Origin of the sequence: Pedobacter sp. (assembly GCF_035317785.1) — a bacterium.
In the GTDB taxonomy this organism is placed as follows: Bacteria; Bacteroidota; Bacteroidia; order Sphingobacteriales; family Sphingobacteriaceae; genus Pedobacter.
Map to the genome: position 1 here is coordinate 1 of NZ_DATHGC010000182.1, position 24,223 is coordinate 24,223.

Consider the following 24,223-nt stretch of genomic DNA (forward strand, 5'->3'; position numbering starts at 1 on the left):
TCAGCCTTACTCACCACCGGGTTGCCATCAATATCTTTCGGTAAGCTCCTTGCTGCTTGTGATACCTTATCACGCACGTCATTGGCCGCATCGTCTATATTTTTATCCAGGTTAAATTCTATGGTGATATTGCTGCTTCCCTGATTACTTGAAGATGAAATGTTCCTGATCCCGTCTATCCCGTTAATGGATTTTTCAAGAGGCTCAGTGATCTGAGATTCAATAATATCTGAGTTGGCGCCTGGATAAGAAGTCCTCACCGAAACTACGGTAGGGTCAATATTCGGGTATTCCCTGATGCCCAGGAAGTTGTATCCGATCACCCCAAACAGCAGGATCATCAGGTTCATGACTATAGCCAGTACAGGTCTTTTTATGCTCGTGGTCGAAATGCTCATGATGGGGATTTAGTTTTTAACCACAGTTACTTTTACCGGGGCATCAGGTTTCAGTGCCATAGCACCGGTGGTCATTACTGTATCACCTACTTTTAATCCTGAGGTGACCACAATGTGTTCAGCAGTACGTGTGCCAGTTTCTACATCTACCTGCTGTGCCTTGCCGTTCCTGCTTACAAAAACGGTTTTCCCCTTTAATACCGGAATTATGGCCTCATTAGGGATCAGTATAGCGTCTTTAAGTGTACTCAGTTTCAATTTTATTTTGGCAAATGAACCCGGCAAAAGCTCATTGTCGCCATTGGGCACCAAAGCCTTGATTTGCAGGGTGCGGGTCTGCACGTTTACGCCTGGTTCAATCGCAAAGACTTTTCCTGTAAAAGCTTTGTTAAAACCATCAGTATGAAATGTTATTTCTGAGTTCAGCCTGATCTGTCCGATATATTTCTCAGGTACAGAAAAACTGATCTTTAACGGATCGATGCTTGACAGGTTTGCAATGGCAGTAGCTGGGGTAAGGTATCCGCCCGCTGAAATCGAGCGCAGACCTATCTTTCCGCTAAAAGGCGCCAGGATAGAAGTTTTTGCCAGTTGAGCCCTGATCAATTGTGTCTGTGATTTTAACGATTCCAGATCAGCCAGCGAAGTATCATACTCTTCCTGGCTTATTGCGCCTTTTTCCAGCAGCTGTTTGGAGCGGTGCTCATTTGTAGCCGATAACTTTTGTTTGGTTAGCGCATCCTGCAGCTGAGCTTGTATGTCCCTGTCGTTAATTTTGACCAGCAGACTTCCTTTAGAGACGTTAGAGCCTTCCCTGAAATTTATGCTGGTTACCAAACCAGAGACCTCACTGTGAAGCTCAACAGCCTCATTGGCTTCCAGTGTTCCTGTAATTTCGAGGTCTGAAGCGAAATCACTGGCTTTGATCACGATACCCTCTACCTGCAAACCACTTTGCGGCCCGCCGCCCTTGCCGCCCCTCATGCCGCCGCCCTGTCCTTCTATTTTTTTATTTGCAGAAATCCTGTAATAAATTAAATAAACAAGCCCTAAAATGATGACGGCGTAAATGATATATCTTAACTTCATATCTGGTGTGTTCCTCGTTAGTTGAATGCAAAAATATTCAAATATGCTGCCTGCAATTGCTTGTATTAAGGATGTTACAGCCTAAATCCCAACTTCATGCTTAAAGTTACATAAATCCAAACTTTACCCTGCGTACTTTTTAAGGGGCATAAGATCAGTAAAATTATTTCTAAGTTTGTGGCATGAAAGGATCGTTAGCAGGTTTATTAATTTTATTAGCTATGAGTATGACAAGCAAATCCCAAATAAAGATACAATTTGAGGTGAGCTTTATTGAGCCTCAGGCGCATTATGCCGAAGTAGAGATGACCATCTCCGGATTGAACAAGGATTATGTTGACCTGAAGATGCCGGTATGGACACCAGGGTCATACCTGGTACGTGAATTTGCTAAAAACCTGGAAGGATTTAAGGCAAACACAGGCGGTAAGCCCCTTAAGTTTGAGAAAGTAAGGAAAAACACCTGGAGAGTCTATACTGGCAAAGCAAAAACACTTGCAGTTCAGTATAGAGTATATGCCAATGAACCATCTGTACGTACCGCCTTTATAGACAATACCCACGCATTTTTATCCAGCGCAAGTATTTTTATGTATCCCGATGGGATGATCAGCTTGCCGAGCACCGTAAAGATCAAACCATTTGCAGGATGGGAAAAAGTGTCCACAGGGCTGGAGCCGATAGCCGGCGAAGCGTTCACTTATACCGCGCCGAACTTTGACATCTTATACGACAGCCCGCTTGAAGTTGGCAACCAGGATGTATTTGAATTTACCGCATCAGGCATAAAACATGAGGTGGCCATGTACGGCGGCGGCAATTATGATAAAGAACGCCTAAAGGTTGATATGGCTAAAATAGTGGAAGAAGCTACAGCAATATATGGTGAAAACCCAAATAAACACTATACGTTCATTGTGCACAATTTCTTTTTGTCAGGCGGTGGCCTGGAGCATTTAAATTCTACAGTTTTAGGTGCCACGCGCGACGCTTATACTGATGAAAAGAAATATAAGGGCTTTTTAGCACTGGTGGCCCATGAGTATCACCACCTGTGGAATGTGAAGCGTTTGCGTCCCTTTGCCCTGGGCCCTTTTGATTATGACAATGAAAATTACACGACGAATCTCTGGGTTGCTGAGGGTTTTACCGCTTATTTTGAGCATAAACTGATGTTGAGGGCAGGCTTTTTTACCGAACAGGAAACTGTTCAGGCGCTTGCTGACGCAGTTTCCGTGGTCATGAATACGCAAGGATCCAAAGTGCAGTCGGCTTCCGAGGCCAGTTATGATGCCTGGATCAAATACTACAGACCCAATGAGAATTCCAGCAATTCAACCATTTCTTATTACAATAAGGGAGAGATTATTGGCTTGCTCATGGATCTTGAGATCTCCAACGCCACAAAGGGGACTAAGAGTCTTGATGATGTCATGAATGCGATGTACCAGGAATATTATAAAAAAAAAGGCAGGGGTTATACCGATGCCGAATTCAAAGCCATGACAGAAAAAATCAGTGGAATCAGCTTTACTGATTTTTGGAAGAAATATGTGAATGGAACTGACCCGATCGAATACAAGAAGTATTTGGGTTATGCGGGTATTGGTGTTAAAGACCTGTTTGATGGGAACAATACACCTTATCTTGGTGCGGCTTCCAAAAAAATCGAAGGGAGTATAGTGATCTCTGCTGTTGTCCGCGGCAGCGCAGCATGGACCAGCGGTCTGAATGTGAACGATGAGGTCCTTTATGTTGACGGAGTTCCGGTGGAAGCTGCGATAGATAAGATGCCGGCCATCACGAGCAGGAAAGCAGGTGATGATGTGGTGTTTACAATAAGAAGGGACGGATTGATCAAAACGAATGCTGTGAAACTGAAGGTGAACCCCAATGTGAAGCTGGAAGCAACTATTGATGCGGATGCAAGTGCGGGGAAAGTTGCGGTGAGGGTGATGTGGTTGGGTAAAAAATAATGCGATGCCTCTTCATAGTATTATTTTTTACGGGAGTTTATGCATCACGCGTGGTCAGGATGCTGGAATAGAAAGACAAATTGATAATTCATCTAAACAACCTGAATTTATCTTAAAAACAAACAAGGCCCCGGTATTACCGGGGCCTTGTTTGTTTTTAATCGGGTAGAGATTAATTTTTTCTAAAATGCGTAGCGCAGTGATATACCAAATCTGGCTGCGGTAAATTCTGTTCCCTGGTTTAAGGTAAACATTGGACGCCAGTCAAACGCAAAATCAATTGGTGCGCCCGGGACCTTGAAATCCAGACCTGCAGTCGGTCTCAATTGTACTGCTGTAGCATGTTTGCCAAACAGGAAATTTGGGCCAATACCTACATACCAGTCCAGTCCTTTAGCTCCTGTAATCCTGTCGTTGTATTGAAACTCTGCTCCAAGCCCTACAACATTACCATCAAAAAAGATCAGGTTGGCATCCACCGCACCATTGCTGGAAAAAAAGTGTTTTACATTGAAGCCGACACCTGTTGATCCGTCACCCGCGTCGATGCGCATACCCAATGCGGTTTTATAGTTTTGAGCCTGAGCTGTATTCGAAAATAAAAACAGGCCTGCACAAGCAACTAGCGTAAAGAGTAATTTTTTCATAATCATAGTATTTGTTTAATTTTATAGATAAACGAAACCTAACAACTATTGTGCCGATAGCACATAAGTCTTCATATCTTTTTGCCCATCTGTAAAAAGTTATGCCAGATCAGTCCTGCCTTCATCCTGTGTGACTGCTGCGGCTATATCCTCTCCACCGTCTCAAGGCCCTTACTAGGGGGTTGCTAGGGGGTTGCATGACCCCCGACCCTAAAAAGGCCTGAGAGATGTCCTTATTGTTTCCCTAAAAACTCCCTGAGGATATAGAAGCATATACCACATAGTAAGGAAGCTCATCACACATATTTTTTCTTATATTGCTTTACATTCATAAATGAACCAAATCTATAATTAAAGCTATACGCCATGGCCGAAACAATAACAAGGGTATTTGATCTGCTCAAATACAGCTCAGAGAAATTTCCGAAAGAAGAATTTATAAGCGGTAAGGTAAACGGCGAGTGGAAAAAATATGGCACATCCGATTTTTGCCGCACGGTGGACGATTTGAGCCGGGGTCTGACCCGTATCGGTATTGGCAAAGCATCGAGGGTAGCGGTAATGTCTCACAACAGGCCTGAATGGAACATTACTGATTTTGCGATCATGCAGCTGGGCGCTTACCAGGTGCCCCTTTATCCCACGCTTGCGGAACACGACATTAAGTTCATTCTGGAAAATGCGGAGGTCAGCCTGATCTTTGTGGCCGATGAAGCCATTTACGACAAAGTAAAAGCGGTTTGTGAGGAACTAAAACATGACATCAAGATTTATACGTTCAACGCGGTAAAGAATGTCGCCCACTGGGAAGAACTGGTAAAAGCAGGGCATGACCTCGAGGTCGATCTGGACAGTTACAGAACGCAGATAAAACCAGATGATATTTTAACTTTAATCTATACTTCAGGTACGACAGGTACACCCAAAGGCGTGATGCTGACCCACGATAACCTGGTCAAAAATTTTGAAAACTCTGCTGTATTGCTGCCTGAAGGAATCAAAAAAGGGCTGAGTTTTCTGCCATTGTCACACATTTTTGAGCGCATGGTAGTTTACCTTTATATGTACTGCGACGTTGCCGTATATTATGCGGAGAGCATGGATACCATTGTTGCCGATATCCAGTACGTAAAACCTAATGTTTTCTCTACGGTACCGCGTCTGCTGGAAAAGGTTTATGAAAAGATCATGGAAAAGGGCAAAGCGCTAACCGGGATCAAAAGGGGACTGTTCTTCTGGGCGGTTTCCCTGGCTGAAAAATTTGAATTTAAAAAGGGCTGGTTTTATAAGTTTAACCTTGGCATTGCCCGCAAACTGATTTTTAAAAAATGGCAGGAAGCGCTGGGTGGCAACATCGTGGTCATCATTTCGGGAGGAGCCGCGCTAAATCCAAGGCTGGCGAGGATTTTTTGGGCAGCGGGGATGCCCGTTTTTGAAGGCTATGGTCTTACAGAGACTTCTCCGGTGATCACCGTGAACCATTTTGGGAATACCATGTTTGGGACAGTAGGTCCTGTAATAGAAGGTGTAGAGGTCAAAATTGCCGAGGACGGGGAGGTGCTGGCGCGCGGTCACAATATTATGAAGGGTTATTACCTGCGGGACGACCTCACCGCTGAAACCATTGATAAAGATGGCTGGTTCCATACCGGGGATATCGGACAGCTCGTTGACGGAAAGTTCCTTAAGATCACTGACAGGATAAAAGAGATTTTTAAAACTGCCGGCGGAAAATACGTAGCTCCCCAGATGCTGGAAAACAAATTTAAGGAGACCCCATTGGTGGAACAGGTGATGGTGCTGGGGGAAAACCGGAAATTTCCGGCGGCCCTGTTTGTGCCAAATTTCCCAGCATTGAAATTATGGGCACAGAAAAAAGGAATCAACTACACCACCGATCAGGAAATGGCTAAAAATGAACAGGTATTGGTCAAGTTTGACCAGATCGTAAAAAATGCCTGCAAGGATTTTGGCAAATGGGAACAGGTCAAGCGATTTGCCCTGCTGAACAAACCCTGGAGCATCGATGGCGGTGAACTTACACCGAAGCTGAGTTTGAAGCGGAAAGTAATTTTGGAGAAAAATAAAGAACTGATAGAAAAGATATATGCCGATGCCGAAAATTATAAGACGTCCGAATAAATCTAAAAATACAATTTGTAGTCTGAAATAGTATTTAGTTTAAAAAGCCGTTCAATTATTTTGAATGGCTTTTTTGCATAATAAAATTTTGAAGATTGTGCTTGGAAACTAATTATTAATTCGATAGCTTTGTTATGCAAGCATAGTATTTAATGAAACAGCAGGAAACAGTAGATTATTTTTTGAAGGTAGTTTGGCAGAACGTAGCCAACACGTATAACCAGATCGCTTCTGGTTTTGGAATAACCCAGGCCATTGGTTATGTCCTGATCAATATTGATAAAGAAGGTACAGCTGTGACACAGCTTGCAGGTCTGCTTGGTGTAAAGGCGACCAGTTTGTCCCGGATGTTAAACAATATGGAAGAACTGGGGCTGATCTACCGTGAGGCTTCATTGGGCGACAAGCGCTCGGTAAAGGTTTACCTGACGGAGTTTGGGGTAGAAAAGCGGCAGCTGGCCAAAGGGGTCGTCATCTCTTTTAATGAATACCTGAATGCCAATATGACCATACCCGAAAAGAACAACCTGATCAATACTTTGCAGAAACTCAACAAACTCACTTTAGCATATTCAATCCCTACTCAAGATGAGGAACAAAAAAATAAATAAGGTTGCGGTGCTGGGCTCCGGTATTATGGGTTCCCGTATCGCCTGTCATTTTGCCAATATAGGTGTAGAGGTGCTGCTGCTGGATATCGTGCCCAAAGAGGGCCCCAGGAACAGTATTGTTGATGCTGCTTTGCAAACTGCCGTTAAAACCAATCCTTCACCGGTGTACTCCAAAAAAGTGCTGGGTAAGATCAGTACCGGTAATTTTGAAGACGACATGGCAAAGATCGCCGGGTATGACTGGATCATAGAGGTTGTCGTGGAAAACCTTGACATCAAGAAAAAAGTATTTGAACAAGTGGAGCAGCACCGCAAACCCGGTACGCTGGTGACCTCCAATACCTCCGGAATTCCGATCCACCTGATGGCGGAAGGCAGAAGTGATGATTTTAGAGCTAACTTTTGCGGAACGCATTTCTTTAACCCGCCGCGTTATCTGAGGTTGCTGGAAATTATTCCTACACCGCACACCAGGCCTGAACTGGTAGATTTCCTGATGCACTACGGGGACAAGTTTTTAGGGAAAACTACTGTTTTGTGCAAGGATACACCCGCCTTTATAGCCAACAGGGTCGGAGTATATTCAATTATGGCATTGCTGCATCTGGTAGAAAAGATGGAGCTTACGGTTGAAGAGGTAGATAAATTTACTGGTCCGGCACTGGGCAGGCCCAAGTCTGCAACCTTCCGTACGACTGATGTGGTAGGACTGGATACGATGATCAAGGTGGCTAAGGGACTTTATGACAATTGTCCGGATGACAAAGCGCATGATTTGTTTAAGCTTCCGGCATACGTGGAAAAGATGGCCGCCAATAAATGGCTTGGTGATAAGACAAGTCAGGGCTTCTATAAAAAGACCAAGACGGCTGAGGGTAAAACTGAGATCCTCGCGCTGGACCTGAAAACTCTGGAATACCGGCCTCAGGTGAAAGTAAAATCTGCTACGCTGGACCAGACCAAATCCATTGAAAATGTAAAGGACCGGATGAGGGTGTTTGCCGCTGGTAAGGATAAGACAGGAGAGCTTTTCAGGGCTTCTTTCTTTGGCTTGTTTGAATATGTGTCTGACCGTATCCCGGAAATAGCTGATGAATTGTACCGCATTGATGATGCGATGCGTGCAGGGTTTGGCTGGGACCTTGGTCCGTTTGAAGTTTGGGATGCTGTTGGTGTGGCAGAAGCTATCGAAGGCATGAAAAAATACGGACATGAGGCTGCGGCCTGGGTCCATGAAATGCTTGCTGCAGGGAATTCTTCTTTTTACAAAGTGGAAGATGGTGTTCGAAAATATTACGACATCCCTTCTAAAAGTTATAAAGCGGTGCCTGGTACCGAGGAGTTTATCATTCTTGACAACCTGAGGACCAACAAGCTGATCTGGAAAAACTCCGGAGCTTCGATCATTGATCTGGGCGATGGGATCATCAATGTGGAGTTTCATTCCAAAATGAATACCATTGGCGGCGATACTTTGCAGGCGATCAATAAAGCCATTGACATGGCGGAAAAAGATTACAGAGGGGTAGTGATCGGCAATGACGGGGCTAATTTTAGCGCCGGTGCTAATGTAGGGATGATCTTTATGATGGCGGTGGAGCAGGAATGGGAAGAACTGAACATGGCAGTAAGGTTGTTTCAGAACACCAGTATGCGCATCAGGTATTCTTCCATTCCGGTAGTGGTGGCTCCACATAATCTGACGCTGGGCGGTGGCTGTGAGTTTAGCCTGCACGCCGATCATGTGCAGCTCAATGCAGAAACATATATGGGGCTGGTCGAGTTTGGTGTGGGTGTGATCCCCGGCGGGGGTGGTACCAAAGAGTTTGCTTTGCGTGCTTCGGATGAGTATAGTGATGACCAGATTGTTCAGCAGGTACTTAAGGACCGCTTCCTGACTATAGGAATGGCCAAAGTTTCTACCTCTGCGGTGGAGGCCTTTGAACTGGGTTATCTGCAAAAAGATAAGTATTCCATCACCATGAACAGGAGCAGGCTGATCGCTGATGCAAAAGCCAGGGCTATAGAGCTGGCCGATGCGGGTTACACCAGGCCTGTTCCGCGAAAAGACATTAAAGTGCTGGGTAAACAAGGTCTGGGGATCGTATATGCGGGAGCGAATACCATGTACTCCGGACATTACATCTCTGAACATGACAAGAAGATCTCTGAAAAACTGGGCTGGGTCATGTGCGGCGGTGATTTGTCTTCACCCACTGAAGTAACGGAACAATATTTACTGGACCTGGAAAGGGAAGCGTTCTTATCGCTGTGCGGTGAGCGCAAAACCCTGGAACGGATACAGAGTATTGTGACCAAAGGCAAACCTTTAAGGAATTAACCGTTTAATAAATAGATACTGACATGCAGGAAGCATATATTATAGCAGGATACCGTACTGCGGTAGGCAAAGCCCCCCGTGGTGTATTTCGTTTTACAAGGGCGGATGACCTGGCTGCCGAAGTCATCAGGCATCTGGTGGCCTCAGTTCCTAATCTGAACAAGGAGGAAATTGATGATGTGATCGTGGGCAATGCAACTCCGGAGGCAGAGCAGGGCCTGAACATCGGCCGTATGATCTCCCTAATGGGATTGGATACCGATAAAGTACCCGGGGTGACCATAAACAGATATTGTGCATCAGGACTGGAGACCATTGCCACTGCGGTGGCCAAGATCAAAAGCGGAATGGCGGATTGTATTGTGGCCGGTGGGGTAGAAGTGATGTCTGGTATGCCTTTTGGCGGCTGGAAAGTAGTACCCAATCCTGATGTAGCCAAAAATAACCCGGACTGGTACTGGGGGATGGGTTTGACGGCGGAAGCAGTCGCCAGAGAATATAATGTGAGCCGGGAAGATCAGGACGAATTTGCCTATCAGTCGAATATGAAGGCGGTGGAGGCGATTAAAAACGGACATTTAAAGGAGGGCGTGCTGCCCATTACTGTAACGGAGAACTACCTGGATGCGGGCATGAAAAAACAGGCCAGGACTTATGTGGTGGATACGGATGAAGGTCCCAGAGCAGACACTTCTTTAGATAAACTGGCCAAGCTGAAACCTGTATTTGCTGCCGATGGATGTGTCACTGCAGGTAACTCCTCTCAGACTTCTGATGGTGCGGCTTTTGTGCTGGTAGTGTCTGAAAAGAAAATGAAAGAACTCGGTGTCGAGCCTGTTGCGCGTCTGGTGAGCTACGGTGTAGCCGGTGTGCCGCCGCGAATTATGGGGATCGGGCCTATATATGCTATTCCTAAAGCTTTGAAGCAGGCCGGATTGACTTTGGATCAGCTGGAACTGATTGAGCTTAATGAAGCTTTTGCTTCACAATCTTTGGCCATCATACGCACTTTGGGATTGGATACTGATAAGCTGAATGTAAATGGAGGAGCGATAGCATTGGGCCATCCATTGGGATGTACAGGGGCTAAATTATCAGTACAATTATTTAACGAATTAAAAAGAAGGGGGCTGAAATACGGAATGGTAACGATGTGTGTGGGTAGCGGACAGGGTGCGGCCGGAATTTTTGAAATGCTTTAATCTATTACATTATGGAAACTACAGATAAAAAAACAATTAAGGGAGGGGAGTTTTTAATCACCGAAACAGCTTACCAGGATGTATTTATTCCGGAGGAATTTGATGAAGAGCAAAATATGATTGCCCAGACCTGCCGTGATTTTCTGGCTGCAGAGATTTATCCCAATCTGGACAGGATTGATACCCAGGAAGAGGGCCTGATGCCTTCTTTGATGGACAAAGCCGGTGAACTTGGAATTCTGGGGGTATCTATTCCTGAAGAATATGGCGGTTTTGGGAAGAACTTTAACACTTCAATGCTGGTCGCTGATGTGATCGGTGCCGGACATTCTTTTGCTGTTGCGCTTTCTGCCCATACAGGTATTGGTACGTTGCCGATCCTTTATTATGGAAATAATGAACAAAAAGATAGATACATTCCTAAACTGGCCACCGGTGAGTGGAAGGCGGCGTATTGCCTGACTGAGCCCAATTCCGGTTCTGATGCTAATTCCGGTAAGACTAAAGCAAAGCTCACTGAGGACGGAAAGCATTATCTGATCAATGGTCAGAAAATGTGGATCACTAACGGCGGTTTTGCCGATGTTTTTATTGTGTTTGCCAAAATAGATGACGATGCCAATTTAACGGCCTTTATTGTGGAACGTGAATTTGGCGGCATTACCATGAATCCGGAAGAGCATAAGATGGGCATCAAGGGATCATCAACCAGGCAGGTATTTTTTAATGATTGCCCTGTGCCGGTGGAGAATATGCTTTCTGAAAGACAAAATGGCTTTAAGATCGCTGTCAACATTCTAAATATCGGCCGCATAAAATTAGCAGCCGCTGCTATCGGGGCTTCTAAATCAGTGATTGATACGGCTGTCAATTATTCAAATGAACGGATCCAGTTTGACAGGCCGATTTCAAAATATGGTGCCATCCGGTACAAGCTTGCTGAAATGGCTTCAAAAGTATACGCGGTTGAATCTGCCAACTATCGTGCAGGGCAAAATATAGATGATGCTTACGATACGCTGGTAGCCGGAGGAATGGATGAGGGAAAAGCAAAGCTGAAATCAACAGAACAGTTTGCTGTGGAATGTGCCATTCTAAAGGTCTGGGGCTCTGAGGTGCTGGATTATGTGGTAGATGAAGGGGTGCAGATCTATGGCGGTATGGGCTTTTCTGCGGAAGCGCCAATGGACAGGGCTTATCGTGATGCCAGGATCAACAGGATATTTGAAGGGACTAATGAGATCAACAGGTTGCTGACGGTAGATATGATGCTCAAGAGGGCAATGAAAGGGGAACTGGACCTGATGACACCGGCGACGGCTGTAGCTGCCGAACTGATGTCCATCCCGGACTTTGGTGAGGAAGATAATGCGCTCTTTGCAGCGGAGAAAAAGACCATCAAAAACCTGAAAAAGGCAACACTTATGGTGGCGGGGGCTGCTGTGCAGAAACTGATGATGAGCCTGTCAAAAGAGCAGGAGATCCTGATGAATATCGCAGATATGGCTGGTTATGTTTATGTAGCGGAATCAGCTATGCTGAGAACAGAAAAATTGGTGAGCCTGAAAGGAGCTGAATCCAGCGAAGGACAATTGAACCTGATGCGGATCTATTTTGTAGAGGCCCTGGATGCCATACAGAAAGCTGGCAAGGAAGCATTGTGGGCTTTTGCAGAAGGTGATGAACTAAGAATGATGATGGTGGGATTGAAGAGGTTTACAAAATCTGAACCTTTTAATGTAAAAGAGGTAAGGCAGAAGGTGGCGCAGCAATTGACAGCGGCCAACAAATACTGCTTTTAATTAATAATTCATAACTAAACTGGGCGCCCGTAAGTTGATTGCGGGCATTTTTATTTAGGGTAGAATTGTTAAAATTGGTTAAAAATTGTGCCATCTCTAATAAAAGACTACTTTTGTGCATTATGTTAAAAAATAGACTTTTACCTGGGTTGATTTTCATGATCGGTGTGATTGCTGCTTGTGAAAAACCTGAAGTCTATGATCCGGCAGAACGTTTTGCAATCGAAGAAGACAGTATTAAGCTTTGGGCGAATGCAAATGGTATTGAGCTTACCAAACATGAAAGCGGGTTGCTCTATCACATTGATACCCTTGGAACGGGTGCCGATGCCATTGAGCTGACAGATACGCTTGAGGTCGAGTACGTATGCAAACTGCTGAGAGATACTGTAGTGGGCCGGGTTGATGGCGGTTCGCTTTATAAGTTTGCACTTGAAAAGGGTATACCGGGATGGCAATCTGGACTGCCCCTGATAAGGGAAGGTGGACAGATCCGCTTGCTGGTGCCCTCGCCTTTGGCTTACAGAGACGTGGTAGTTGGCACCATACCTGCCAATTCACCCCTGGATTTTATGGTCAGAATCAGAAATGTTATAAAAAAGAAAAGAATATTTTAAAAGGAAAATAGATAAATATGTTAAAAAAAATATCCTCGTATACCTTTATGTTACTGGCCCTGATGGTCATATTGAGTTCATGTGAAAAGGAATATGAGACTGCCGAAAATATAGATGGTGCAAAGATTGAAGAGTATCTGAAAAAGAATAACATTAACGCCGTTAAAGACCCGGAAGGTACAGGGTATTATTACCAGGTGCTTAATGCCGGAACAGGAAATGTTTATACAAATACGGATTCAGTTCGTTATAATCTCTCGCTCAAGTCATTGCTGACTGGTCAGGTTTATTATGCTTCACCTGATTTTTTGAACCTTGGAACTTTTGTGGGTTATTCAAGCCAGCTTTCTTTTTTGGGTAATACAAACGAGGTTTTAGGGATTAATGTGAAAGCAATTCCAACCTTACTCAATCAGACTAAAGCGGGCGGCAGCTTCAGAATTATTCTTCCTTCCTCCCTGGGTTTTGGCAAAAACGGAATTGCGAGTCTAAATATCCCTTCTAACGAAATTCTTGATATTACGGTGACCACTTATGCGGACAGCCAGTCAGCAATTGATGAAAAACGGATCGTTGAGTTTGTGGCTAGTAATAAACTTACTCCGCTTAAAGATCCTGAAGCGGGTATTTACTACATTGTGACGCAGGAGGGTACAGGTACAGAACCCATCACAAGTACTGCTACAATAACGGCGAGTTATACAGGCCGGTATCTGGATGGGACTGTATTTCAGTCCTTTACTGACGGAACATTTAAGAATGAACTTGGGTATTTGGTATCAGGATGGGGTTTGCTGAAGAAGTATAGAAAAGGTACCAAGATCAGGTTAATTTTCCCTTCTGCGCTTGGCTATGGAGCGGCCGGTGCAACCGATGATTCAACGGGTCAGTTGATTATTTCCAGAAATGCCTGTTTGGATTTTGATATAGAAATTTTAGACGTAACTCCTTAATTATAACGGCTGTTCATTTAGCGCAGCTTTAAAAACCTTTAAGACTCTTTCTCTTGCAAAAGCATGTTCAACAATAGGTTGGATGTGCTTTTGTTCTTTGTATTCGGGTGCCCATTTATAGATGTACCTGTTTTCAGGGTCAAATTTCTTTGCTTGCAGTTCGGGATTGAAAACCCTGAAATAGGGTGCGGCATCGTTGCCGCAGCCGCAGGCCCACTGCCATCCGCCTACATTGCTTGCCATTTCATAGTCCAGCAATTTTTCTGCAAAATAGGCTTCACCCCAACGCCAGTCCACCAGAAGATGTTTGGTGAGGAAACTTGCTGCTACCATGCGTACGCGGTTGTGCATGTAGCCCGTTTGGTTTAATTGTCTCATCCCTGCATCTATCAGGGGATAGCCGGTTTTGCCTGCGCACCAGGCATTAAAATCAGACTCGTTGTTTCTCCATGCGATATGGTCATAAGCGGGTTTAAACGAATTTTTAGCGACATATGGAAAATGCCAGAGGATCATCATATAAAAATCCCTCCAGGCCAATTCTGACAGCCATTTTTCTGCTTTATGATCGATCGCGTTTTTAACAGCATGGCGAATGCTGACTGTTCCAAACCTAAGGTGGAGGCCGATGTGTGTGGTGGCATCTTCCGCGGGGAAATCCCTTTTCTTTTCATAGGCGTCAAGTTTATGCTCAAAGCTCCGGGTTGGAAATTTCTGATCTGACAGCTCAAATCCCATTTCCAGGAGTCCGGGGAAAGAGAAACTCTGGGTCCGGAGCAATTTTTTGAGGTATTTCCCGACTGGGTATGACTTTGCATAAAATTCATTGAGTTTTTGCTGCCACAGACGGAAATAGGGTGTGAAGATCGTGTAGGGTTGGCCGTCGGACTTTAGGATTTCGTTCTTTTCAAAGATGACCTGATCTTTAAAAGTTTTGAAGGTAATGCCTTCAGATGCAAGGTATTCTGCCAGGCTGTTATCCCGTTCTCTTGCATAGGGTTCATAGTCGTGATTTGTAAAAACTGCCTGGACATCGTATTCTTCGAGGACTTGCGCCCAGGCTTTTTCAGGGGTGTTGTATTTGATCAGGATGGCCGAATGATGGCTGATCAGTCGCTGGTTCAGGTCTTCCAGGGTCCGGTATATAAAGGTCAGTCTGGCATCTTGCTTGTCTGATAGCTTCTCCAGGATATTCTTGTCAAATATGAACAGGACCAAAACGGGATGGCTTCCTTTGAGTGCATGGAACAATGCAGCATTGTCTTCTATTCTGAGGTCTCTTCTGAACCAGCAAACACTAACTTCTTTTTTCATTTTTTATAGATGTTTGCCAAAGCATCTTCCAAATGGGTATATTTAAATTTAAAACCTTCGTCCAGCAATTTTTGCGCTGAAGTATTGTTGCTAATGAGCGCCACATTGCTCATTTGGCCCAATATCATCTCCAATACCTTTTCAGGTACATGGATGGGCCATACCGGGCGATGCAATGCTTTGGCGACTGCTCTGGTCAATGTTTCATTGGTTACAGGAAACGGTGCACAGGCATTGTAAGCCCCATTAATTGATGGTTCGTCAACGGCCGCTGTAAACATGGATATGATGTCGTCAATGTGCACCCAGGGAACCCATTGCCTGCCGCTGCCTAAGGGGGCGCCTGCGAAAAGACGAATGGGTTTGTCAAGTGCAGCCAGCGCTCCTTCTCTCCTGGCCATAATGAAGCCGATCCTGAATTTAACGACCCTCATGCCAAGAGATTTCCCTTTGTCTGCCGCATCTTCCCACAACTTGCAGCATTCGGCCAGAAATCCATAGTCATTGGATGAGCTTTCAGTCAGGATTTCATCGCCGCAATCACCATAATAACCGACAGCTGAAGCCGAAATAAAGGCTCTTACCGGTGCGTTTGCATCTTTTATAAGTTTGTGAATCAGATGAGCAGACAAGACGCGGCTGTCAATGATCTTTTGCTTACGCTCTTTGGTCCATTTCTTTTCAGCGATGCCTTCACCGGCCAGGTGTATCACGGTATCTACTCCCTGGATACAAGCAGGATCAATCTGGTGCTTGTATACGTTCCATAAATGAACGGTAACATTCTTAATTTTGCCGGGTTTCCTGGCAAGAACAGAAATGGTGTGTCCGTTTTCCTGCAATGCATGGATCAGCTTTTTGCCAATCAGGCCGGTTGCGCCGGTAATTAAAATGTGCTTCTTCATAATAAAAGAACCTCTGGTATTGATTTTGGTTTTTATAAAACGGATTATTACAGTTTTTTTTGTTTTGCTTATGTAAATATTGCGTTAGTCATTCGAACTAAGCTATTATTTCGTATATTTTTGTAATCTGTAACAAAACTCAGCTCAAAGCTAATGAAGTCAAGGAAGATATTGGTTTGGTTTAGAAACGACCTTCGCCTGCATGATAACGAAATGCTGGTAGAAGCGATAGCTAAATCGGACAGTATTTTGCCTGTGTATTTTTTCGATCCAAGATACTTTGAAAATACCCGTTTTGAAACGGCAAAAACGGGTCTGACCAGGGCCCGGTTTCTGATAGAAAGCATTTATGCGCTTAGAAAGGCTTTTCAGGGTTTTGGGGGCGATATTCTGCTGATTCAAGGGAGGCCGGAAGACAGCATATTGGATCTGGTGGAGAGATTTGAAATTTCGGAGGTTTACCATCACAGGGAAGTTGGTCCGGAAGAGACCGATATATCTGCTCATGTGGAGGATGCCTTGTGGAAACAAAAGATCAACCTCAGACATTTCATTGGCCATACACTTTATAACAAGGAAGATCTGCCTTTTCCAATAAAGGATATTCCTGATATTTTTAGCCAGTTCAAGAAGAAAACGGAAAGAGATGCAATAGTGAAGTCCTGCTTTGAAACTCCGAAACAGATCTCGTTTGTCGAAAATAAGGAATGGGGGGCTCTGCCTGGTCTGGAAGATTTGAACTTTGATGATGGGGAACACATCACTGCAGGTAAGGATGCTGAAGGCGGTGAAACAGCGGGATTGGCACACCTGGAAGAGCTTTTGGAACAAGGGTCAGAAATCTATTTAAAAAACAGCAGCAAAGTAACCACGGATAGCCCCGGGTTTTCATCTAAACTTTCGGCCTGGCTTGCCTTGGGCTGTTTGTCTCCGCGTAAAGTGTATTGGCAATTTAAAGCCGCAGAAAATGAGTTTGGTGGTAATTCAAATTTCAATCAGGTGCTGTTGGGTTTGCTTTGGCGCGACTATTTTAGGTTTATGTTTAAAAAACATGGTATCAAATTCTTTCAGGAGCCGGATTTTGAACAGCTGATCGCGGCACCTGTGGAGGAAGATTCGGATTTGGTAAAAAAATGGAAAGCAGGGGAAACAGGACATTTGCTGGTGGATAAATACATGCAGGAACTGAACCGCTCGGGATTTATTCCCCATGCGGGCAGACTGATCGTAGCAACTTACCTCATCCATATTATAAAAGCACACTGGACTAAAGGAGCGGCATATTTTGAAGAGAAACTGACGGATTATTCTGCTGCAAGCAACTGGGGGAACTGGGCAAATGTGGCGGGCGCGGGACTGTCAGTTGGATCAAAAGGGGCTTTTGATTTGGAAAAACAATTCAAAATTATGGATGTTGTAGTTTTATATTAATTGCTATCTTCGACGAATTGTTAAACAATAATTGTTTCGTAAAGAAAGCTGTTTAACGTTTGTTATTAATCAATGGCGTGAAAAAATTTTCTATAAGTGACATAGAGAGCCTGATCGGCGTAAAAGCTCATACCATAAGGGCGTGGGAGATCAGATACAATCTTGTACCTCCTAAACGTACACCAACGAACATCAGATTTTATGATGAAGACGACCTGAAGATGTTGCTCAACATCGTGACGCTGAATGAAAATGGGTATAAGATCAGTAAAATTGCCGGAATGAGCCAAAAGCAAATAACAGATCTGGTGGCACAACTCAAGACCGACTGGAACAACGACTCTGTTCAGATGCTCAATTTGTCTAACGCGACTATTGAATATGATGAGGAGACATTTTCGGGAATATTGGCAGGCTGCATTAAAGAAATGGGATTGATTAACGCGATGGATGTAATGTTGTTTCCGTTTATGAAAAGAGTTGGCATGCTGTGGCAAACCGGAGCTATCGATCCCTCGCACGAGCATTTTGCCGCAAACCTGATCAGAGACAGGCTGATCGTGGAGATAGATCAGGTTGAAATGCCGGATAAACCAGATCCTAAAAGATTTCTGCTGTTTCTGCCGGAAACAGAGATGCATGAAACAGGACTGTTGTTTGCCCGCTACCTGTTAAAAAAGTGCGGACAGCATACCTTATACCTCGGGTCTGAAATTCCTTATCAGGATCTCAAAAAAGTAGCGGAGTCTTACAAGCCTGATTATTGTTTTATTGTACTCACCTCACTAAATTTAGGTAAAAACATAAATAAAATTATTGGAAAAGTGATGGACAATCTCAAGGTCCCCTTGCTGGTGGCAGGAAGTTTGATATCGGAATTCGACATTCTGGTTAAAGATCAGCTTACGCCTCTAAAAAATGTTTGTGACATGGTTGAATTTCTTGAAGATTTATAGCCGCATTTACCTGTTTTTTAAGGTAAAAAAACCTAATTTTGCAATACTTACAGCAATTCACATATAATGGATAATTTATCTTATCTCAATGGCGCGAACGCCGAATACATAGAATCCCTATATCAATCGTATAAAGAAGAACCTAATTCTGTAGAATTTGGATGGCAGAAGTTCTTTGAGGGTTTCGACTTTGGCAGAAACTCATCAGGAACCGTCGTTAGTTCAGAGGCCCCTGAGCACTTTTTAAAAGAGATCAATGTTCTAAATTTAATTAACGGCTACAGACAGCGTGGCCACTTGTTTACCCGGACCAACCCGGTTAGGGAAAGACGCCAGCATCTGCCAACACTGGAAATTGAAAATTTTGAGCTGTCAAAGACAGACCTCGACACCGTGTTCAATTCAGGTATTGAAATAGGAATCGGCCCGTCCAAGCTGAGCGATATTGTTACCTTCTTAAAACAGACCTACTGCCATTCGATCGGTGCAGAATATAAATACATTCGTACCCCTGAAGTCTTAAGCTGGATTGAGCAAAAGATGGAGAGTGTACGCAATACGCCAAATTTCTCGATAGATGAGAAACGAAGGATATTGAAAAAGTTAAACGAAGCCGTGAGTTTTGAAAACTTTTTAGGAACTAAATTTCTTGGCCAAAAGCGTTTTTCACTTGAGGGTGCTGAAGCATTGATTCCCGCTTTGGATTCGGTAATTGAAATAGGGGCGGAGCTTGGTATTGAAGAATTTGTGATTGGTATGGCGCATAGAGGCCGTTTAAATGTGCTGGCCAATATCATGCAAAAAACCTATAAAGATATTTTTGCTGAATTTGAAGGCAAGGGTTATAGTGCGGAGTCTCCGTTTGGCGGCGATGTAAAGTATCACCTGGGGTATTCAACTGATGTTACTACAAATGACGGTAAAAGTGTGCACCTTAGCCTGTGCCCTAATCCTTCTCACCTGGAGACTGTAAATGGCGTGGTAGAGGGAATGACCCGTTCTAAAATAGATTTTAAATATGGCGGTGATGATGCGCGCATCGCACCGATATTGATCCATGGTGATGCTTCTGTGGCCGGGCAGGGCATTGTGTACGAGGTGATTCAGATGGCCGGCCTGGATGGTTATAAAACTGGCGGGACTATTCACCTGATTATTAACAACCAGATCGGTTTTACAACAAATTATAAAGACGGCCGTACCAGCACTTACTGCACCGATATTGCTAAAGTGACGCTTTCTCCGGTATTTCATGTGAACGGTGATGACGTTGAAGCATTGGTTTATGCCATTAATCTGGCTATGGAGTATCGTCAGCGGTATAAGAATGATGTGTTTATCGATATTCTATGCTACCGCAGATTTGGTCATAATGAGGCCGATGAACCTAAATTTACACAGCCATTATTGTATAAAAGTATAGAGAAACATGCCAACCCGCGTGACATTTATATTCAGCAACTGATCTCTGAAGGTAAAATGGAAGCAAGTCTGGCGAAAGAAATGGAAAAAGAGTTTCGCGGCATTTTGCAGGAGCGCCTGAATGAAGCCAAAGAGGTTACCTCTACCTATCAGGATGTTAAATTTGGAGGTGCATGGGCAGATATGCGTATTGCGACACCAAAAGATTTTGAGGAATCTCCCAATACCGCTGTTAAAAAGACTACTTTTCTGGAGATTGCTAAAAGAATAAGTTCATTGCCGACAGATAAGAAATTCTTTAAGAAAATAGAAAAGCTTTTTGAAGAACGCAGCAAAATGGCGAACACCACGCATGTTTTTGATTGGGCAATGGGAGAGCAGCTGGCTTATGGAACTTTGCTTGCTGAAGGCAAGAGAGTTCGTCTAAGCGGACAGGATGTGGAACGCGGCACATTCTCTCACCGGCATGCAGTAATCACCCTTGAGGATTCTGAGGAAGAGTACATCCCACTTGCAAATATATCTGATCAGCAGGCCCCTTTTGATATTTACAATTCACATCTCTCAGAGTATGGTGTCCTGGGTTTTGAGTATGGGTATGCAATGGCCAATCCGAATGCGTTAACTATTTGGGAAGCACAGTTCGGAGACTTCTTTAACGGTGCGCAAATCGTGGTTGACCAGTATATCGCCAGTGCAGAAACGAAATGGCAGCGTGAAAATGGCCTGGTGCTTTTGCTGCCACATGGCTATGAAGGCCAGGGTCCTGAACACTCTTCAGCACGTATTGAGCGTTTTATGGAACTTTGCGCGGATTATAATATGCAGGTAACCAATTGTACTACTCCCGCAAACTTCTTTCATGCTTTGCGCAGACAATTTAAGCGTGACTTCAGAAAGCCTTTGGTGGTATTTACGCCGAAGAGCCTTTTGCGTCATCCTGCTTGTGTGTCCGGACTTGAAGAATTTACAGAAGGTAAGTTCCAGGAGGTAATCGCTGATAAAAATGTGAAGGCAGCTGATGTAACCCGGGTATTGTTCTGCTCCGGGAAAATCTATTATGAGCTGCTCGAAAAACAACAAAAAGACCAGATCAAACATGTAGCCGTAGTAAGAATAGAGCAGCTGTATCCTACACCATTGGCGCAAATGGAAGCTGTATATAGGAAATACAAAAATGCTGAAGAAGCGCTGTGGGTTCAGGAAGAACCGGAAAACATGGGCGCATGGCCGTATTTGCTTCGCAGATTAAGAAAAACTACCTTTAGTGACATTGAAGTGATCTCAAGAAAAGAAAGCAGCAGTACGGCTACCGGATTTGCAAGACAACATGCAGACCAGCAAGCTTATATTTTAGCAAAAGCCTTTGAAACACCGGTCACTGAGCAGGATCAAAAGATCGCTAAGAAGTCTGTGAGTAAAGTATTTAATGTAGATTAGAATAAAATAATACACCGTTATGAGTATAGAAATAAAAGTTCCGCCGGTTGGCGAGTCGATAACCGAAGTTGTTTTATCCCGCTGGGTGAAAAACGACGGTGATGCAGTTGAAATGGATGAGGTAATTGCTGAATTGGAATCTGATAAGGCAACATTCGAATTGACTGCTGAGCAAGCGGGAACTTTAAAAACAGTAGCAGCTGAGGGAGATACCCTGGCTATTGGCGCTGTAGTTTGCAAAATTGAAGATGGCGGAGCGGCTCCAAAATCTACGCCTGCAGCAGTTAAGGAAGAGAAGCCTGCGGTAGCTGAAGACAAAGCAGCTGCCCCTGTAGCAGAAAAATCGGGCGAGAGCTATGCAAGCGGGACACCTTCGCCTTCAGCTGGTAAAATACTGGCCGAAAAAGGAATTGCTGCGGATGCTGTTAAAGGAACCGGCGTTGATGGCAGGATTACCAAAGAGGATGCACAGAATGCTGAAAAAGCAGCCCAGCCGGCTGCTAAGACTGAAGCACCTAAGGTATCAGTTGCTGTCCCTGTTGCGGGGTCAAGAAATGAGCGCAGAGAAAAAATGTCGCCACTGCGTAAAACTGTGGCAAAACGCCTGGTAACAGTTAAAAATGAAACTGCCATGCTGACCACGTTTAATGAGGTGAACATGAAACCTATTATGGATCTGCGCGGAAAGTATAAAGATCAGTTTAAGGAAAAGTATGGTGTTGGTCTGGGTTTCATGAGTTTCTTTACCAAAGCTATTTGTGAGGCGCTCAAAGATTTCCCGGCGGTAAATGCACGTATAGATGGGGAATCTGTCGTTTATAATGATTTTGCCGACATCTCTATCGCGGTTTCCGCTCCAAAAGGCCTGGTAGTGCCGATCATTAGAAATGCTGAAAGCATGAGCCTGGCTCAGATCGAGAAAGCCGTTATTGAACTGGCTACTAAAGCACGCGACAGCAAACTGACCATAGAAGAAATGACAGGCGGAACATTTACCATTACCAATGGCGGTGTTTTCGGATCGATGATGTCAACTCCAATTATCAATGCACCACAATCTGCAATTTTAGGTATGCACAATATCATTGAACGTCCGGTCGCAGAAAAAGGCGAGGTAGTCATCCGCCCGATGATGTACGTAGCCTTATCTTACGATCACCGGATCATTGACGGAAGAGAATCTGTTGGGTTTTTAGTAAGAGTGAAACAATTACTGGAAGATCCGGCAAGACTGCTTTTAGGCATATAGATTGCCTGTAGATCTATAAAAAAGGACGCTTTTTAGGTAGAGCGTCCTTTTTTATTTGACTATGATCTATTTATCAACCCTTCTTGTTAGAATGTAAAAATTAAGATCTGCCCTAAAATTTTCATTGGTAAGTTCCTTGTTCACTGGGATTGTTTTCCAGGCTGCTGCTGGTGTGATCCAGTTATAAATGTCTTTTTTAAGTGTGACCTTCACTGGCATGCTGAATTCTTTCACTGTTTTGGCCCATCTGTAACTCAGCTGGTTATTCCTTATTTTATACTCCAATACAGGAATTTGTGTATGACGCAGGTACTGATCAAAGATCTTGTCCAGCTTGAGGCCGGATTGTGTCGCTATATAAGTTTCGATTTCTTTCGTGGTAACTGTTTTATGGTAGAAAGTTTTATTCAATCCACGCAGCAGGCCCCGGAATTTTTCATCATTATCTACAAGCTGTCTGATCAGGTGTATTAGATTCGCTCCTTTATAATACATATCCCCCGATCCTTCATGGTTGACATTATAGGGTCCAATGAGGGGGATGTCATTCCTGATCTTTTTTCTGATCCCAATGACGTACTCTGAACCTGCAGCTTTACCGTATTCAGATTCCGTAAATAAAGTCTCTGAGTAATTTGTGAAGCCTTCATGCACCCACATGTCTGCTATGTCTTTGGTTGTTATGTTATTCCCAAACCATTCATGGCCACTTTCGTGGATGGTAATAAAGTCGAATTTCAGTCCCCAGCCTGTTTCTGAGAGGTCTCCGCCAAGGTATCCTTTTTTAAATTTATTGCCGTATGCAACTGCGCTTTGATGTTCCATTCCCAGATGAGGTGCCTGTACAAGTTTGTACCCGTCTTTGTAAAACGGATAAGGACCAAACCAATGTTCAAAGGATTTGAGCATCGGTTTTACATCAGCGTCCCAATGCGGGCGGGCTTTTGTACTGTCCTCCTTTAAGGACCAGAAGTCTAAAGAAAGGCTCCCGTTTTCACCCTGATACTGGTCGGTCCAGTGCGCATATTTGCCAATATATAAACTCACGTTATAGTTGTTAATCGGGCTGGATACAAACCAGTTGGACTGAGCATAGCCGCCGGGCTTTTGAACAATGCTGCGAAGGCGTCCGTTGGCAACGGTTTGCAGGTCCGCGGGCGCTGTTACACTAATTAACAAGCTGTCAACCTCATCGCTTTGGTGATCCTTGGTAGGCCACCAGACGCTCGCTCCCAAACCCTGACACGCTACTGATACCCAAGGGTTGCCGGACCTGTCTTTCGTAAAGATAAAACCTCCGTCCCATGGCGGATTTACAGCCACAACCGGATTGCCCGAGTAAAATACAGTAAAGCGTCCTTTAGATCCCTTTTTGATTTCTTTGGGAAATGTAACAAACACGGCATTAAATGTTCTTTCAAAAAGTAGTTCGCGTCCGTCATATACAACCTTCTCTACTTTCATATTACTGAACAAATCGAATTGAAGTTTGCTGAAGTTCTGCGCAGCAGTAAACACAAATTCATTGCTGCCGCCGATGAATTTACGCTCGATATCTATTTTAACATCTAAGTGATAATAGTCTATATTATAACAGGTACGCAAGGGTGTGAGCATGCCCCTCAGCGTATCCGCCTTCGTGTAATTGGCTTTTCCGCTGATCAGTTGCGCCCTGGATTCAATGAACAGGCAGAAAAAGATAACGGTTAGGGGCAGGATCTTTCTCAT

The 24,223-nt window shown here is 44.2% G+C and carries 18 protein-coding genes; 12 read left to right on the forward strand and 6 right to left on the reverse strand.

Annotation, left to right across the window (positions count from 1 at the left end; all coding sequences use genetic code 11):
- Together VK541_RS11040 and VK541_RS11045 are read right to left on the reverse strand one after the other, a co-directional pair.
- Positions 1-398 (reverse strand): efflux RND transporter permease subunit (locus VK541_RS11040; RefSeq protein ID WP_324369986.1); only part of this gene is annotated, 398 nt, incomplete at its 3' end.
- 9 nt (positions 399-407) lie between these two features.
- A complete protein-coding gene (locus tag VK541_RS11045) occupies positions 408-1,487 on the reverse strand; it encodes an efflux RND transporter periplasmic adaptor subunit (protein WP_324369988.1) in 1,080 nt (359 codons plus the stop codon).
- Between the two features lie 221 nt (positions 1,488-1,708).
- On the opposite strand from VK541_RS11045, the gene VK541_RS11050 reads away from it, so the two are divergent.
- Entirely contained in the window at positions 1,709-3,463 is a 1,755-nt protein-coding gene (locus VK541_RS11050) for a M61 family metallopeptidase (protein WP_324369990.1), read from the forward strand.
- Between the two features lie 182 nt (positions 3,464-3,645).
- On the opposite strand, the gene VK541_RS11055 is transcribed toward VK541_RS11050, so the two are convergent.
- Entirely contained in the window at positions 3,646-4,110 is a 465-nt protein-coding gene (locus VK541_RS11055; protein ID WP_324369991.1) for a hypothetical protein, read from the reverse strand.
- Positions 4,111-4,476: 366 nt separating this feature from the next.
- Between VK541_RS11055 and VK541_RS11060 the strand changes: the two genes are divergently transcribed.
- The 7 genes from VK541_RS11060 (at position 4,477) to VK541_RS11090 (ending at position 13,778) form a co-directional block, all read left to right on the forward strand.
- Positions 4,477-6,252 carry a long-chain fatty acid--CoA ligase gene (locus tag VK541_RS11060; RefSeq protein ID WP_324369993.1) on the forward strand — a complete coding sequence of 592 codons (1,776 nt, stop codon included), beginning with the start codon at positions 4,477-4,479 and terminating at the stop codon, positions 6,250-6,252.
- 152 nt (positions 6,253-6,404) lie between these two features.
- Positions 6,405-6,863 (forward strand): MarR family winged helix-turn-helix transcriptional regulator, encoded by a 459-nt coding sequence (locus tag VK541_RS11065; protein WP_324369995.1) that lies wholly within the window; start codon positions 6,405-6,407, stop codon positions 6,861-6,863.
- Entirely contained in the window at positions 6,841-9,204 is a 2,364-nt protein-coding gene (locus VK541_RS11070) for a 3-hydroxyacyl-CoA dehydrogenase/enoyl-CoA hydratase family protein (protein ID WP_324369997.1), read from the forward strand. Before VK541_RS11065 ends, VK541_RS11070 begins: the two co-directional genes overlap by 23 nt.
- Positions 9,205-9,227: 23 nt before the next feature.
- Positions 9,228-10,406, forward strand: coding sequence for an acetyl-CoA C-acyltransferase (locus VK541_RS11075; protein ID WP_324369999.1), 1,179 nt, complete (start codon positions 9,228-9,230; stop codon positions 10,404-10,406).
- Between the two features lie 11 nt (positions 10,407-10,417).
- Positions 10,418-12,208: an acyl-CoA dehydrogenase family protein gene (locus VK541_RS11080; protein ID WP_324370001.1), complete on the forward strand. Its 1,791-nt coding sequence runs from the start codon at positions 10,418-10,420 to the stop codon at positions 12,206-12,208.
- A gap of 122 nt (positions 12,209-12,330) precedes the next feature.
- A complete protein-coding gene (locus tag VK541_RS11085) occupies positions 12,331-12,825 on the forward strand; it encodes an FKBP-type peptidyl-prolyl cis-trans isomerase (protein ID WP_324370003.1) in 495 nt (164 codons plus the stop codon).
- Between the two features lie 17 nt (positions 12,826-12,842).
- On the forward strand, positions 12,843-13,778 hold the full coding sequence (locus VK541_RS11090; RefSeq protein WP_324370005.1) for an FKBP-type peptidyl-prolyl cis-trans isomerase: 936 nt from the start codon (positions 12,843-12,845) through the stop codon (positions 13,776-13,778).
- On the opposite strand, the gene VK541_RS11095 is transcribed toward VK541_RS11090, so the two are convergent.
- Both VK541_RS11095 and VK541_RS11100 read right to left on the reverse strand, forming a co-directional pair.
- Complete coding sequence (locus VK541_RS11095; RefSeq protein WP_324370007.1) at positions 13,779-15,092, reverse strand: deoxyribodipyrimidine photo-lyase; 1,314 nt, start codon at positions 15,090-15,092, stop codon at positions 13,779-13,781.
- The gene (locus tag VK541_RS11100) at positions 15,089-15,997 is read right to left on the reverse strand and encodes a TIGR01777 family oxidoreductase (protein ID WP_324370009.1); all 909 of its coding nucleotides are present in this window, start codon (positions 15,995-15,997) and stop codon (positions 15,089-15,091) included. The genes VK541_RS11095 and VK541_RS11100 overlap by 4 nt, the downstream gene beginning before the upstream one ends.
- Before the next feature lie 153 nt (positions 15,998-16,150).
- Between VK541_RS11100 and VK541_RS11105 the strand changes: the two genes are divergently transcribed.
- The 4 genes from VK541_RS11105 (at position 16,151) to odhB (ending at position 22,495) form a co-directional block, all read left to right on the forward strand.
- A complete protein-coding gene (locus VK541_RS11105; RefSeq protein ID WP_324370010.1) occupies positions 16,151-17,428 on the forward strand; it encodes a DASH family cryptochrome in 1,278 nt (425 codons plus the stop codon).
- Positions 17,429-17,505: 77 nt separating this feature from the next.
- On the forward strand, positions 17,506-18,384 hold the full coding sequence (locus VK541_RS11110) for a MerR family transcriptional regulator (RefSeq protein ID WP_324370013.1): 879 nt from the start codon (positions 17,506-17,508) through the stop codon (positions 18,382-18,384).
- 66 nt (positions 18,385-18,450) lie between these two features.
- The gene (locus VK541_RS11115; protein WP_324370015.1) at positions 18,451-21,246 is read left to right on the forward strand and encodes a 2-oxoglutarate dehydrogenase E1 component; all 2,796 of its coding nucleotides are present in this window, start codon (positions 18,451-18,453) and stop codon (positions 21,244-21,246) included.
- A 19-nt stretch (positions 21,247-21,265) separates the two neighbouring features.
- Positions 21,266-22,495, forward strand: coding sequence for a 2-oxoglutarate dehydrogenase complex dihydrolipoyllysine-residue succinyltransferase (gene odhB / locus VK541_RS11120; RefSeq protein ID WP_324370017.1), 1,230 nt, complete (start codon positions 21,266-21,268; stop codon positions 22,493-22,495).
- Positions 22,496-22,561: 66 nt separating this feature from the next.
- Here the strand turns inward: odhB and VK541_RS11125 are convergent, their stop codons facing one another.
- Entirely contained in the window at positions 22,562-24,223 is a 1,662-nt protein-coding gene (locus VK541_RS11125) for a M1 family metallopeptidase (protein ID WP_324370019.1), read from the reverse strand.